At 72.6% G+C, this 12,991-nt stretch carries 9 protein-coding genes and 2 pseudogenes; 5 read left to right on the top strand and 6 right to left on the bottom strand.

From position 1 onward, the window contains the following. Positions 1-141: 141 nt before the first annotated feature. The 3 genes and pseudogenes from purL to purS all read right to left on the bottom strand — a co-directional run. Positions 142-2,654, bottom strand: a pseudogene (purL, locus tag WHN02_RS05715) (phosphoribosylformylglycinamidine synthase subunit PurL); the annotation flags it as partial. A 403-nt stretch (positions 2,655-3,057) separates the two neighbouring features. Further along, positions 3,058-3,741, bottom strand: a complete 684-nt coding sequence (gene purQ / locus WHN02_RS05710) for a phosphoribosylformylglycinamidine synthase subunit PurQ (protein WP_434742385.1) — start codon at positions 3,739-3,741, stop codon at positions 3,058-3,060. Continuing rightward, positions 3,738-4,001, bottom strand: coding sequence for a phosphoribosylformylglycinamidine synthase subunit PurS (gene purS / locus WHN02_RS05705; protein WP_350897189.1), 264 nt, complete (start codon positions 3,999-4,001; stop codon positions 3,738-3,740). The genes purQ and purS overlap by 4 nt, the downstream gene beginning before the upstream one ends. 367 nt (positions 4,002-4,368) lie before the next feature. On the opposite strand from purS, the gene WHN02_RS05700 reads away from it, so the two are divergent. After that, on the top strand, positions 4,369-5,052 hold the full coding sequence (locus WHN02_RS05700) for a S1 family peptidase (protein WP_434742384.1): 684 nt from the start codon (positions 4,369-4,371) through the stop codon (positions 5,050-5,052). A gap of 63 nt (positions 5,053-5,115) precedes the next feature. Beyond that, a pseudogene (locus WHN02_RS05695) lies at positions 5,116-5,675 on the top strand (YbjQ family protein). 19 nt (positions 5,676-5,694) lie between these two features. On the opposite strand, the gene purB reads toward WHN02_RS05695, so the two are convergent. From purB to WHN02_RS05680, 3 genes are all read right to left on the bottom strand, one after another. Next, complete coding sequence (gene purB / locus WHN02_RS05690; protein ID WP_434742383.1) at positions 5,695-7,119, bottom strand: adenylosuccinate lyase; 1,425 nt, start codon at positions 7,117-7,119, stop codon at positions 5,695-5,697. 77 nt (positions 7,120-7,196) lie between these two features. Next, the gene (locus WHN02_RS05685) at positions 7,197-7,436 is read right to left on the bottom strand and encodes a hypothetical protein (RefSeq protein WP_434742382.1); all 240 of its coding nucleotides are present in this window, start codon (positions 7,434-7,436) and stop codon (positions 7,197-7,199) included. Between the two features lie 57 nt (positions 7,437-7,493). Beyond that, a complete protein-coding gene (locus WHN02_RS05680) occupies positions 7,494-8,444 on the bottom strand; it encodes a glycohydrolase toxin TNT-related protein (RefSeq protein WP_434742381.1) in 951 nt (316 codons plus the stop codon). Positions 8,445-8,765: 321 nt separating this feature from the next. Between WHN02_RS05680 and WHN02_RS05675 the strand changes: the two genes are divergently transcribed. Genes WHN02_RS05675 through WHN02_RS05665 form a run of 3 tightly spaced genes read left to right on the top strand, consistent with a single transcriptional unit; the run spans position 8,766 to position 12,663 of the window. After that, positions 8,766-10,481, top strand: a complete 1,716-nt coding sequence (locus WHN02_RS05675) for a hypothetical protein (RefSeq protein WP_434742380.1) — start codon at positions 8,766-8,768, stop codon at positions 10,479-10,481. Further along, complete coding sequence (locus WHN02_RS05670; RefSeq protein WP_434742379.1) at positions 10,481-11,479, top strand: hypothetical protein; 999 nt, start codon at positions 10,481-10,483, stop codon at positions 11,477-11,479. Before WHN02_RS05675 ends, WHN02_RS05670 begins: the two co-directional genes overlap by 1 nt. After that, entirely contained in the window at positions 11,476-12,663 is a 1,188-nt protein-coding gene (locus WHN02_RS05665) for a hypothetical protein (protein WP_434742378.1), read from the top strand. Before WHN02_RS05670 ends, WHN02_RS05665 begins: the two co-directional genes overlap by 4 nt. Positions 12,664-12,991 lie beyond the last annotated feature (328 nt).

Below are 12,991 nucleotides of genomic sequence, written 5' to 3'. Positions count from 1 at the left end.
CCGCGCGTCGGTGCCGCCGGCGTCGGCCGGTTCGACCGGCTCGGCCGGCGGATCGACGGGACCCGCAGCGTCCGGTCCGTCCACGACCGGTGGGGCGTCGGTCGGGCCGTCGGTCGCCTCGTCCTCCGCCGGGGACTGCGTCTCGGCAGCCTCCGCCGGGGCGTCGACGACAGTCGCACCGACCGGTGCGGTCGCCAGACCGGCCGGGGTGACCGCCTGGGCGGCCTCCACCGCGGCCGCACCGCCGAAGAGCCGGGGCAGGGTCGAGGTGTGCGCCTCGCGCAGCTCGTCCAGGCCGAGCTGGAACTGTCCCTGCACGTCGAGGGCGCCCAGGGTGGAGTCGGTCGTGCCGATCGCCTCCCACGGGACGTTCCGCTCGGTGCAGAGCGCGGCGAACGCCTTCTCGTGTCCCCGGGGCACCGACACCAACGCCCGACCGGCCGACTCGCTGAACAGGAAGACGAACGGCATCGAGGAACCCGCGAACCGTTCCGGGACGGTGATCCGGGCACCGACGCCGTTGCGCAGGCAGGACTCGACCAGACCCTGGACGAGGCCACCGTCGGAGAGGTCGTGCGCGGAGCTGAGGTGCCCGACCCGGGCCGCCTCGGCCAGCAGTTCGGCCAGTGCCCGCTCCCGGTCCAGGTCGACCTGCGGGGGTACGCCACCGAGGTGCTTGTGGGTGACCCAGGCCCACTCGGAGCCGGACAGCTCCACGTGGGTCTCGCCGAGCAGGTAGAGCTGGTCCTGCTCGCCCTCGGGCCGGGACACGAAGCCCATCGGCACCCGGGCGGCCACGTCGTCGATGATGCCCAGCACCCCGACCACCGGGGTCGGGTGGATCGCCGCCGCCCCGGTCTGGTTGTAGAAGCTGACGTTCCCGCCGGTGACGGGGATGCCCAGCTCGGCGCAGCCGTCCGCGAGTCCGCGTACCGCCTCGGCGAACTGCCACATCACACCCGGGTCCTCCGGCGAACCGAAGTTCAGGCAGTTCGTCACGGCGATCGGCTTCGCGCCGGTCACCGCCACGTTCCGGTACGCCTCGGCCAGGGCCAGCTTGGTGCCGTTGTACGGGTCGAGCCGGGCGTACCGGCCGTTGCCGTCGACGGAGAGGGCGACACCCAGGCCGCTCTCCTCGTCGATCCGGATCACCCCGCCGTCCTCCGGCTGGGCGAGGACGGTGTTACCCAGGACGTACCTGTCGTACTGCTCGGTGACCCAGGTCTTGTCGGCCAGGTTCGGGGACGCGACCATCCGCAGGACCGTCTCCCGGAGGGTCTCCGGGTCGGTCGGGCGGGGCAGCGTCTCGGCCCGGTCGGCCTGGAGCAGGATCAGGTCGGCCGGCTCCCGCATCGGACGGGCGTAGACCGGCCCGTCGTCGACCAGGGAGCCCGGGGGAACGTCCACCACGAGGTGGTCCCGCCAGGTGATGAGCAGCCGGCCGGGCTGCCCGTCCTCGGTGGGCGGGGTGACCTCGCCGATGTTGGTGGCCCAGACGCCCCACTTCTCGGCGGTCTTGAGCACCGCCTCCAGCTTGTCCGGGGCGACGACCAGGAGCATCCGCTCCTGCGACTCGCTGGCCAGGATCTCGTGCGGCTCCATCGAGGCCTCGCGCAGCGGCACCCGCTCCAGCCAGACCCGCATGCCGGTTCCGGCGGCGGCGGCGGTCTCGGTGAGCGCACAGGTCAGCCCGGCACCGCCGAGGTCCTGGATGCCGACGACCAGTTCGGCGTCGTACAGCTCCAGGCAGGCCTCGATCAGGAGCTTCTCCATGAACGGGTCGCCGACCTGCACCGAGGGCGGCGCTGCTCGCTCTCCTCGTCGAAGGTGGCGCTGGCCAGCACGGAGACGCCGCCGATGCCGTCCCGGCCGGTCCGGGCGCCCATCAGCACCACGACGTTGCCGGGGCCGGTGGCTTCCTTCTTCTGCAGCCTGTCGACCGGGAGGACACCGAGGCAGAGCGCGTTGACCAGGGGGTTGCCCTGGTAGCAGGGGTCGAAGACGACCTCGCCGCCGATGTTGGGCAGGCCGAGGCAGTTGCCGTAGCCGCCGACACCGGCCACCACCCCGGGCAGCACCCGGGCGGTGTCGGGGTGGTCGGCCGCGCCGAACCGCAGCGGGTCCATCACCGCGACCGGCCGGGCACCCATGGCGAGGATGTCCCGGACGATCCCACCGACGCCGGTCGCCGCGCCCTGGTACGGCTCGACGAAGCTCGGGTGGTTGTGCGACTCGACCTTGAAGGTGACCGCCAACTCGTCGGAGACCTGCACCACACCGGCGTTCTCCCCGATACCGGCGAGGAGCCGGTCACTGGGCGGAGCCTTCTCGCCGAACTGGCGCAGGTGCACCTTGCTCGACTTGTAGGAGCAGTGCTCGCTCCACATGATCGAGTACATCGCCAGCTCGGCCTGGGTGGGCCGCCGGTCCAGGATGTGCCGGATCCGCTCGTACTCGTCGTCGCGGAGCCCCAGCTCGGCGTAGGGCTGAAGCTCCTGCGGGGTGGCGTCGGCGCGGGGGACGGTGTCCACCCCGGCGGTCCAGTCCTGCTCCGGGGCACCGTCGGCCGAATCCTGAGGGCCGGTCGGGGCCTGAGGGCCGGTCGAAGCCTCGGGGCCGGTCGGGGCCTGGGGGCCGCGCGGGGCGGGGGCCACCGGGCCGCCGTCGGGGCGGCCGGTCGGGTCCTGCGCTGCGCCGTCGCCGGCCGAGGCGGTCACGGCCGCCGGGGCCGGGCCGCCGTTCTGGTCGACGCGCGGCGTCGGTGCGCCGGGCGGACCGGGGTACGGCGGCGGTGCCTGCTGCACGGACTGCCGCTGGGGGGCCGTCGCCGGGGCGGGCGGTCCCGCCGGAGCCGGGGCGGCACCCGGGGTGGGCCGACCGCCGGCCGGGCTCGCCGGGGAACCGGACGGGGGCGCGACGGCACCCGCCTGCTCCGCCGGGAAGCCGCCCGAGACCGGGCGTTCCTCCGGGTCCGGATGGGGGGTCATGACTTCTCCTCGCTGCGCCCGTGGTCGCCCGACGGACGGTAGAGCCGACCGATGATCTCGACGCGACCGGTCACGCCGGCGCCCCCACCAGGTGCTTGAGGACCGAGGTGAAGAAGCCGAGACCGTCCAGGGAGGGGCCGGTGAGGGCCTCCACCGCGTGCTCGGGGTGCGGCATGATGCCGACCACGTTGCCGGCCTGGTTGGTGATCGCGGCGATGTCCCGCTGCGAACCGTTCGGGTTCCCGCCGACGTAGCGGGCGACGACCCGCCCCTCCGCCTCGAGCTGGTCCAGCGTGGCGGGGTCGGCGACGTAGCAGCCCTCCCCGTTCTTGACCGGGATCAACACTTCCTGGTCGGACTGGAAGGCGCTGGTCCAGGCGGTGCCGGTGGAGGCGATCTGGAGGCGCTGGTCACGGTTGCGGAAGTGCAGGTGCTGGTTGCGGGTGAGCGCCCCGGGCAGCAGGTGCGCCTCGCAGAGGATCTGGAATCCGTTGCAGATCCCCAGCACCGGCAGGCCACCCCGGGCGGCGTCCACGATCGTCTCCATCACCGGGGCGAACCGGGCGATGGCACCGCAGCGCAGGTAGTCGCCGTAGGAGAACCCGCCGGGCAGCACGACGGCGTCCACCCGGTGCAGGTCCGGGTCACCGTGCCAGAGCCGGACGGGCTCGGCTCCGGCGATCCGGACGGCCCGGGCCGCATCCCCGTCGTCCAGGGACCCCGGGAACGTCACCACCCCGATCCGGGCGGTCACGGCCGCGCTTCCACAGGCTCGTCGGCCTCGACGGCGTGGATGGTGAAATCTTCGATGACCGGGTTGGCCAGCAGCTTGTCGGCGATCTCCCGGGCCCGGTCCAGGTCCGGCTCACCGGTGAACTCGATCTCGATCCGCCTGCCGATCCGGACCGAGGCGACGTCGTTGACGCCGAGCCGGGGCAGCGCGTTTGCGACGGCCTGGCCCTGCGGATCGAGGATCTCGGGCTTGAGCATGACGTCGACGACGACGCGAGGCACTGGGCACTCCTGACTGTGTACGCAGTTGGGTGCCGGCCCACTACGGGCGAGCCCAGCAAGCCTACCTGGCAGATGGGTCCCCGGACGCACCGGCCGGGACCAGCAAGGACAGTGATCCACACAACCATGGCCCGTCAGCCGGACATCCCGCCACACGCGCCCGGACACGCCGCCGGAGCAGGCGTTTTACCGACAGACAGGTAGGCCGAATCGTTACATCGATCAACCCCGATCAGCCTCTTGCCGACACAACCGGACGCCCGTATCGTTCATCGACATAGTTCGATCAACGCGGTGGGTGACCACCCCACCGCGCCCGCGTCACCCGGTGACCCCGGGTGCCCACCCCCGGCAAGGAGTCCCCCGCATGCGAATCCGCCCCCTGCTCGCCGTCATCGGCACCGCCCTGATCGGCGTCCTCGGCGCGTCCTCCGGGGCCGTGGCCGCCCCGGCCGGCCCGAACCCCATCATCGGCGGCGGCACCGTCGCGTCCGCCCCGTGGGCCGCAGCCGTACTCAGCAACGGCTCCTTCACCTGCTCCGGCAGCGTCATCGCCGCGAACTGGGTGCTCACCGCCCGGCACTGCGTCAGCGGCACCATGTCCGTCCGGGTGGGCAGCGTCAACCGCACCTCCGGCGGCGTCACCCGGACGGTCAGCGCCACCTACGGCCAGTACGACCTGGCCCTGCTGCGCCTCTCCTCCCCGGTCACCAACACCCCCGTGACGCTCTCCGGCAGCTACCCGCCGGTGGGCTCGACCAACACCATCTTCGGGTGGGGCATGACCTGCTACAGCGGGTGCTCGGCCTCCACCGTCCTGAAGACCGCCACCGTCCAGGTGACCAGCACCAACGTCACCGACGCGTACGGCGGCCGGGCGATCCGGAGCACCGCTGTCAACGGCAACGCGTGGCGCGGCGACTCGGGCGGCCCGCAGTTCTACAACGGCGCCCAGGTCGGCGTCGCCTCCACCGCCGACGGGCGGAGCATCCAGAACTACGGCAGCGTCGCGTTCAACAGGGCCTGGATCAGCTCGGTGGCCGGCGTCTGAGACGTTGAGCACCCCCACCGGCGGTTGCTCCCCTAGCGACCCGGGTGGCCGGTGGCGGCGCGGATGGTCGGCCGAGTGCCGGGCGTCCGCGCCGCGCCGTTTTGCAGCATCCGGCCAGTGGCACACGGCCGACGAACCCGCAGGGTCGGGTCTGCCAGGCTCAGGGCGTGCTGGTCGTGACCACGGATCAACTGCCCGGCTACGAGATCCGCCAGATCCTCGGCGAGGTGGTCTCCTCGATGGCCCGAACCCGCAACCCGTACCGCGAAGGGGTCAAGAACCTGCGCGGCGGGGCGTACGACCCGATGGCCCCGGACAACCTCACCCGGTGGCGTACCGACTCGGTCGCCCGGCTGGCCGAGGAGGCCCGGCGGCTCGGGGCGAACGCCGTGGTCGGCATGCGCTTCGACAGCCGCGACTGCGGGGAGCTCTGGATGGAGATCTGCGCCTACGGGACCGCTGTGATCGTCGCCTCCACAGTTCCCGAGTCGATGCCCCCGGACCAGCCGCTGATCGCTGCCGACACCGCCCAGGAGGGTGGGATCGCCGAGGCCCCCGGCGGGATCGCCGAACCCGCCAGCGCCCCCAACCTCACCTCCGCCCCCGACACCCCCACCCACTAGACGAGCGGACGGGCCGGGGTCAGAGGATGGGGCTGGGGGTGTAGGCGGCGGCGGTGGGGTGCGCCTCGGCGACAGTGGCCACCCGGGTGGCCACCGCCTGGACCTGGGCGGCGGCGGCACCGGTGAAGGCACCCCGGTCGGCGACCAGGGTGTCGATCTCGGTACGGGTCAACCCGAGGCGGGTGTCGGCGGCGAGCCTGTCGAACAGGTCGTTCTCGGCCGCCCCCTTCTCCCGCATCCCCAGCGCCACCGCCACCGCGTGCTCCTTGATCGCCTCGTGGGCGACCTCCCGGCCCACGCCTCGGCGTACGGCGGCGACCAGGATCTTCGTGGTGGCGAGGAAGGGCAGGAAGCGCTCCAGCTCCCGGTTGATCACCGCCGGGTACGCGCCGAACTCGTCCAGCACCGTGAGGAACGTCTCGAACAGCCCGTCGGCGGCGAAGAACGCGTCGGGCAGGGCCACCCGGCGGACCACCGAGCAGGAGACGTCACCCTCGTTCCACTGGTCCCCGGCCAGCTCGCCGACCATCGACAGGTAACCCCGGATGATCACCGCGAACCCGTTGACCCGCTCCGAGGAACGGGTGTTCATCTTGTGCGGCATGGCGCTGGAGCCGACCTGACCCGGCTTGAACCCCTCGGTGGCCAACTCCTGGCCGACCATCAGCCGGATCGTGGTGGCCAGCGAGGACGGCGCGGCGGCGACCTGGGCCAGGGCGGAGATCACCGCCAGGTCGATGGAGCGCGGGTAGACCTGCCCGACGCTGTCCAGGGTCCGGGAGAAGCCGAGGTGCCGGGCGACCCGCCGTTCCAGCTCGGCGACCTTGTCGGCGTCGCCGTCGAAGAGGTCCAGCTGGTCGGCGGCGGTGCCGACCGGACCCTTGATGCCGCGCAGCGGGTACCACTCGATCAGGTCCACCAGCCGCTCGTACGCGATCAGCAGCTCCTCGGCGGCGGACGCGAACCGCTTCCCGAGCGTGGTGGCCTGCGCGGCGACGTTGTGCGACCGACCGGTGACCACCAGGTCGGAGTGCTCGACGGCGAGCCGGGACAGCTGGACCAGGGTGGCCACCACCCGGTCCCGGACCAGTTCCAGGGAGGCCCGGATCTGGAGCTGCTCGACGTTCTCGGTGAGGTCCCGGGAGGTCATCCCCTTGTGCACGTGCTCGTGTCCGGCGAGGTCGCTGAACTCCTCGATCCGGGCCTTCACGTCGTGCCGGGTGACCCGCTCCCGCTCCGCGATCGAGGCGAGGTCCACGTCGTCGACGACCCGCTCGTACGCCTCGATCACCCCGTCCGGCACCGTCACCCCGAGGTCGGCCTGCGCCCGGAGGACGGCGATCCAGAGCCGCCGCTCCATCTTCACCTTCTCCTGCGGTGACCAGAGGGCGAGCATGTCGGGTGAGGCGTACCGGTTGGCGAGCACGTTCGGGATCGTCGTCACCCGTCCATTCTCCGGCACCGGCACTTCCCCGCGGTCCGGTAGGTCTCCCGGGTGGGCGCGATCACGCTCCCGGGTCGTCAGGTGCCGGTGAGGGCCCGGTAGAGCAGGGCGCAGGCGTCGGCTTCGCTCGGGGTGCGCAGGCGTACGTCGTGTTCGCCGCGTTCGTACGCGCCGACCTCCCAGTCACCGGAGTCGTGACGGCGCAGGAACCAGTGGTCGGGCGGGGGCGGTACGGGCTCGTCGACCCCGTCGATCACGAAGGCGTGCCGGGGTGTCCCGGCCGCCAGGAGGGCGTCGCGTACCTCGTACCGGTTCATGCCCGCCCTCCCGTGTCCGCCCCCGCGACCGACGGTCGGTCGAGCCGCCCCCCGATCTCAGCAGGTCGGCCGCGCGGCGGCAGCGGCGCCGGTGCGGGCGGAGCTGGCAGCGGTGGAGCTGGCGGTGGCGCAGCGGGTCGCCGTCCGGGGGGTCAGGTCCTCCTCGACGAGGTACCCGTTGGCGAGCAGCCAGGTGACGTTGAGGGCCGCCCCGGCCTGCGGCAGGTACGCCGGGTTGAGCTGGAACTGGGTGCCCAGGCCGGGCTGGGCGAACCATCCGGCGGCGGGTCCGGAGTCGACGGGGAACGGCTTGGTCACGCAGTACACGTGGTAGTTGGCCAGGGGTGACTTCTCCGGGGTGTTCAGGTTCAGCGGGGGGAGCGCCCGGGAGCCGTACGGGGTGCCGAGCGGGGACAGGAAGCTGCCACCGGGGTTGCCGAACCGGTCGAGGCGGTAGCCCACGAGGAGGGTCTGCCGGGTCTTGACGGGCCGCCCGTCGGGGCCGAGGACGAACCCGCTCGACGGCGGGTACCGCAGGGAGGTCCGGTCGTTCAGCGTGTAGTCGGCGGCCCACTGGTCCTCGGTGACCCCGCCGAAGCGCTGGTAGCCGGCGAGCAGCTGGCCGACCGGGGAGGCGGTGGGCAGCCGCGCCGGGCCGAACAGGTAGTTGCCGTCGTGATGGCGGGTGGTCTCCGGGGCGGTCGGCGGTCGGCCCGGCCGACACAGGTCGGTCCGGGGCGACGGCGTGGGGTCCGGCTGCGGTGACCCGGTCGCCAGGGGGGCGTCCCGGGGCGTCCCGGCGCGGTCGACGACGGCGGTACGCAGGGCTGCGACACGTTCGACGGCAGCGGAGCGGGGAGCCTCGGCCCGGTCGGTGGCGACAGGGGCAACCTCGGCGCGGTCGGCGGTCCGGGCGACCTCGGTGTGGTCGGCGACCGAGGCCGCGGCGGGCACCATCACCAGCGCCGCGCCGGACAGGACGGTCAACGCCCATCGACTCACCGTCATGCGAACCTCCGATAGTGGACAAGCAACCCCTATCATCCGAAACGGGTCTTACCCCTGGGAGGTTTCGCCCGGTGAGTACCGAAAAGTGGAGTCGGGAGCGCACGTAAGGAACGGGTGTCCGCTCGCCGGGAGCGCACCCGAGAGCCGTGCGTCGTTCCCGTCGCGGCCACCTGAACGCCTCCGGTCGGTCACCGGAGGTCGCTAGCTTGACAACCTCTTCGACCCGACCTGCCCTCGTCGCGCCCCGGCCAACCGGCCCGGCGCGTGGACGCCACGTGACGCCCGGCCCCGGCCGGACATGGACGGAAAGGCGGCGCCGCCGTGTGGCTCAAGGCGCAACCCACGGAGCTGCAGTGGTTCCTCGACGCAGCGGCGACGTACTGGGAGAAGCACCTGCCACCGCAGGACCACCCGGAGACGATCCTCGTCGAGGCGTTCCACCAGGACGTCCGGGTCACCCTGCGCAACCTGGTCTTCGCCAACGCGATCCGGCGGATCCGACCGGCCCGACTGGTGGTGCTCACCGGGGTCGAGGAGGACTGGCACCGGACCCTGTGGAGCGGATTCGACGTGTCCCTGGTCGAGCGGTTCAGCCGCGCCTTCGGGGCCGGTGACGTCATCGACGTCTACGACCTGCTCGAACGGCGTCGCAAGGACCCGACCCTTCCGCTGCCCCTCGCCGGCCGGTCCCTCCCGGTGGTCGAACCCCTCGACGAGGAGACCCTCACCCGGTACGCCGACGCGACGTACTGCCGACTCGCCAAGGTCCCCCGGCTCCCGGCCGACCACACCACCCGGGCCGACTACCGACGCCGCCGGGAACTCGGCGCCGGCCTCTCCGCCCTCTACGAGACGCTGTTCCGAACCGGTACGGTCGCCGCGCTGGTCACCAGCCACGTCGACTACGACCAGTGGGGACTGCAGGTCGAGTCGGCCCGCCGGGCGGGGGTCCCGGTCATCCACACCCAGCAGACCGGCTGTCTGAAGGCGTACGGGTTGTTCCCGGAACACGACTCCGGGACGGGCACCTTCCGGGCCGAGCTGACCCGGCAGATCGGCGCGGTGTTCGACGAGCGGATCTGGCCCCGGCGACTGGAACTGCACTCCGCCGCCGAGCTGATCGCCTGGCGGGCCAAGGTCAACCTGGGACGGCCGAGCTGGTGGCGCGGCGGGGTCACCGCCGCCGTCGACCTGAGCAACCCCGCCGAACGCGACCGGCTGCGCAGCCACGTCGCCGCCCGGTTCGGATTCGACCCGGCCAGACCGGTGATCGCCGTGTTCAACCACGCCGTCTCCGACGCGCTCGGCACCAACAAGGAACTCTTCCCCAGCCTCGCCGACTGGTTCGCCGAGACCGCCGGGTACGCCGCCCGCCGCACCGACGCCCAGTGGCTCTTCCTCGACCACCCCAGCCAGGCGTTGTACGACTCGACCGGGTTCTTCGCCTCGGTCGCCCAGGAACACCGGCGACACCGGCACGTCGCCTTCCACCCCAGCGCCAAACTGAGCAAGAACGCCCTGTGGAGCCTCGTCGACCTGGGAGTGACGGTCCGCGGCAGTGTCAGCAACGAGCTGCCCGCGTACGGCATCCCGGTGATCCAGGCCGGACACTCGGAGTGGAGTTCCTGCGGGGTATCCACAGTGGTCGAGGACGCCGACGAGTACTGGAGCAGCCTCGACACCTCGATCGAGGCGGCCAAACGGGGTGAGCTGACAGTGACCGACGAGCAGGTCCGCCGCGCCCGACTCTGGCTCTGGCTGTACCGCAGCGGGGGCGACCTGGTCACCCCGCTGGTGCCGCAGTGGGACGTCTGGCCCGCCACCCACCTGCTCAAGTCGATGGGGGCGGCGTTCCGGCACATCGAGAGCGACGCCGACCCGCTCTACCCGGCGGTGGAACGGATGTGGCGCAACCGGGAGCCGATGCTCACCCGTACCGACCTGGGTGCACCGCCCCCGGCCCCCTCCTTCTCCCTCACCGCCCGGATGCCCTCGACGATGGACACCGATCCGGCCCTCCCGACCGGGGCGCGCTGATGGCGGTCGGGTCCTGGTTCACCACCGACTTCGACGTCCCCCACCCGGTCGGTGACCTCCCGGCAGTGGTCGACGGCGGCCACCAGCCCACCGTCTGTGTCGTCGACCAGATGGTCCGCGGCCACCAGATCATCGGTCGGGCGGTCGGCGACCCGGCCACCGTCGGCATCAAGGTACGACCGGCCTGGCAGCCGATCCGGGTGGCGGTGACACTGCAACTCGACGACGCCGGAACCCGCTGGTGGGCGAGCCGGGTCAAGCCCGACCCGGCGCAGGCCGAACGCCCCCGGCTGGTGGTGCTCAGCTCGCAGGGCCGGATCCGGGGGGCCGCGGTCCTGGCCCGTAGACAGGGTTGGCTACGGGCGGGCGGCAGCAAGGAGACGATCTCCTTCGAGCTGGCCGCCGACGAACTCGGCGACGACGACCTGCTCCTGGTGGAGATGAGCGACCCCCGGATCGACCTGCCCGGCTGGGCGGACGGCCGCTTCTCGACGAGCAGCGCGATCGGGCTGCGGATCGACCGGATCCACCTCGACCCGCTACCCACCACCGAGCCGCCGCCCCCCTCGGCGGCCACCAGCGGCTGCCCGTTCCTGGTCGTCCCGGCGACCTCCCCGGAGACCGTCCGGGTCCGGGTGGGCACCGTGCCACCGGCACCGCCGGTCCCCCGCAACCCCACCAGGTCGTACGCGAAGCGCAAACCGGCCCGGGCGGTGCTGAAGGTGCTGCGGACGGCCCGTCGGGCGGCCGGTCGGGCCAGCGCCGAAGCCGGTGGTGACCGGGTACGCCCCGACGACCTGACCGTCGACGCCGTGGACCTGACCACCGGGGCGGCGGTGCCGGTACGGATCGTCGACCGGGGTGCACACACCCTCGACCTGCGCCTGCCCACCGACCGGGAAGGTCCGGTGCTCCTCGGCGTCACCGAGCCGGGCGGGCACCGCCGGGAACGGACCGCCCGACAACTCGACTGCCGGTTCGACGGCGGCACCCCGTGACCATCGAAGCCGGGCACGTACCGGTGACCCTCGGGTCGGACGCCGAGGCGAACCGGGTCCACCTCCAACACCTGCTCGACGCGGCGGAGGGCGGCACGCTGGTGCTGCCGTCGGGGACGTACCCGCTCGATCGGGGTTTGACGGTGCCCGCCGGCTGGACGGTGCGCGGCGCCCCGGCCGGGGGGACCCCGACGACCTGGCTGACCGTCGACACCCCGGGCGACCGCCCGGTCCTGCACGTCACCGGCGGCCACGTCGCAGTGGTGGACCTCGGGTTGCGGCCTGCGCCCAGCCGCCCCGGTGAACACGACGGCGACCGGGGCACCGGGCTCACCGTCGGCAGGTACCTGTACTCCGACGAACCCGAGTGGATCGACACGATCAGCGTACGGCGGGTCCACGTCGACCACGGCACGAACCGGGCCGCCAACGCAGTGGCGATCATGGGTGCCGTCCGGGACGTCAAGGTACGTGACGTCACAGTCACAGGTGGACACACCGGCATGGCAGTCCACTGGGGTGCCGTCGGAGCCGGCGTCGACACCATCACCGGCCCGTCGTACCACCCGCACCGCCTCGACCTGACCGGCGTACGCGTCCGGGACGCCGTCGAGGGTTTCTACCTCAGCGCCGTCCACGACGTGGCTGTCGACGGAGCCTGCCTCCGTGGGGTCGACATGGGGTTCCGCCTCCTCGCCGGGGACAACACCGACCGGTTCCACAGCGACCCGGCCACCCGGATCGGCGAACGCATCGACATCCGGGACGTCTGCATCACCTGGACCGGCCCGCTCTACGGAATCCGGGTCGCCGGTTGGGGCCGCAGCGAGGTCGACGGCCTGGTCAGCCACCTGACCTACGCCGACACCACCCTCCGGGACATCGTCCTCCGCCGCCCACCCGCCACCAGCGTCCCCACTCCGGCCCTCACCGGAGCGGCCCCCACCGGCGTTCCGACCCCCGCCAGGGTCGCGACCACGGCCCCCACCGGGACCCCCACCGGCGGCCCGACCACGGATTCCACCGGAGTCACCCCTCCGACCCCCACCGGCACCCCCGCCCCGGCCGCCACCGGGGCAGCCAAGCGTGGCTGGTCACCGCTGCTGATGGAGTACGCCGACGCGGTGACCCTGACCGGTGTCCGCATCGAACCCCCCATGACCCCCTGCTGCCCCCTCGGGTAACTCGTCTGCAGGTCGCTGACCGGCTCCGAGAGCGTGGACCTTGGTAGAAACTGGCCCCAGGAGGGGCCGAGATCCTCCAAGTTCTCCGACCCACCGCCCGTGCACCCCGCCTCCCCGCCCTACACTCCGTCCCGTCCCGTCCCGTCCAGCCCCTCGCCTCGCCACGGCACCCCCCACCTCACGGCACCCCCTCGTGCCGATCTTGGACAGTTTCCGTTAGCTCCTAACGAGAACCGTCCAAGATCCGTAAGGGCCAGCGCCACGAGAACGCCAGCCAGCGCAGGACTGACGCAGGGCGGCGCAGCGCGGCGCAGGACGGCGAGCCTCC

The sequence above is a fragment of the Micromonospora sp. SH-82 genome (assembly GCF_051132485.1).
Classification (GTDB): Bacteria; Actinomycetota; Actinomycetes; order Mycobacteriales; family Micromonosporaceae; genus Micromonospora.
The sequence above is the reverse complement of the archived record's forward strand: the minus strand, read 5'-3'. Positions and strand labels throughout refer to the sequence as shown.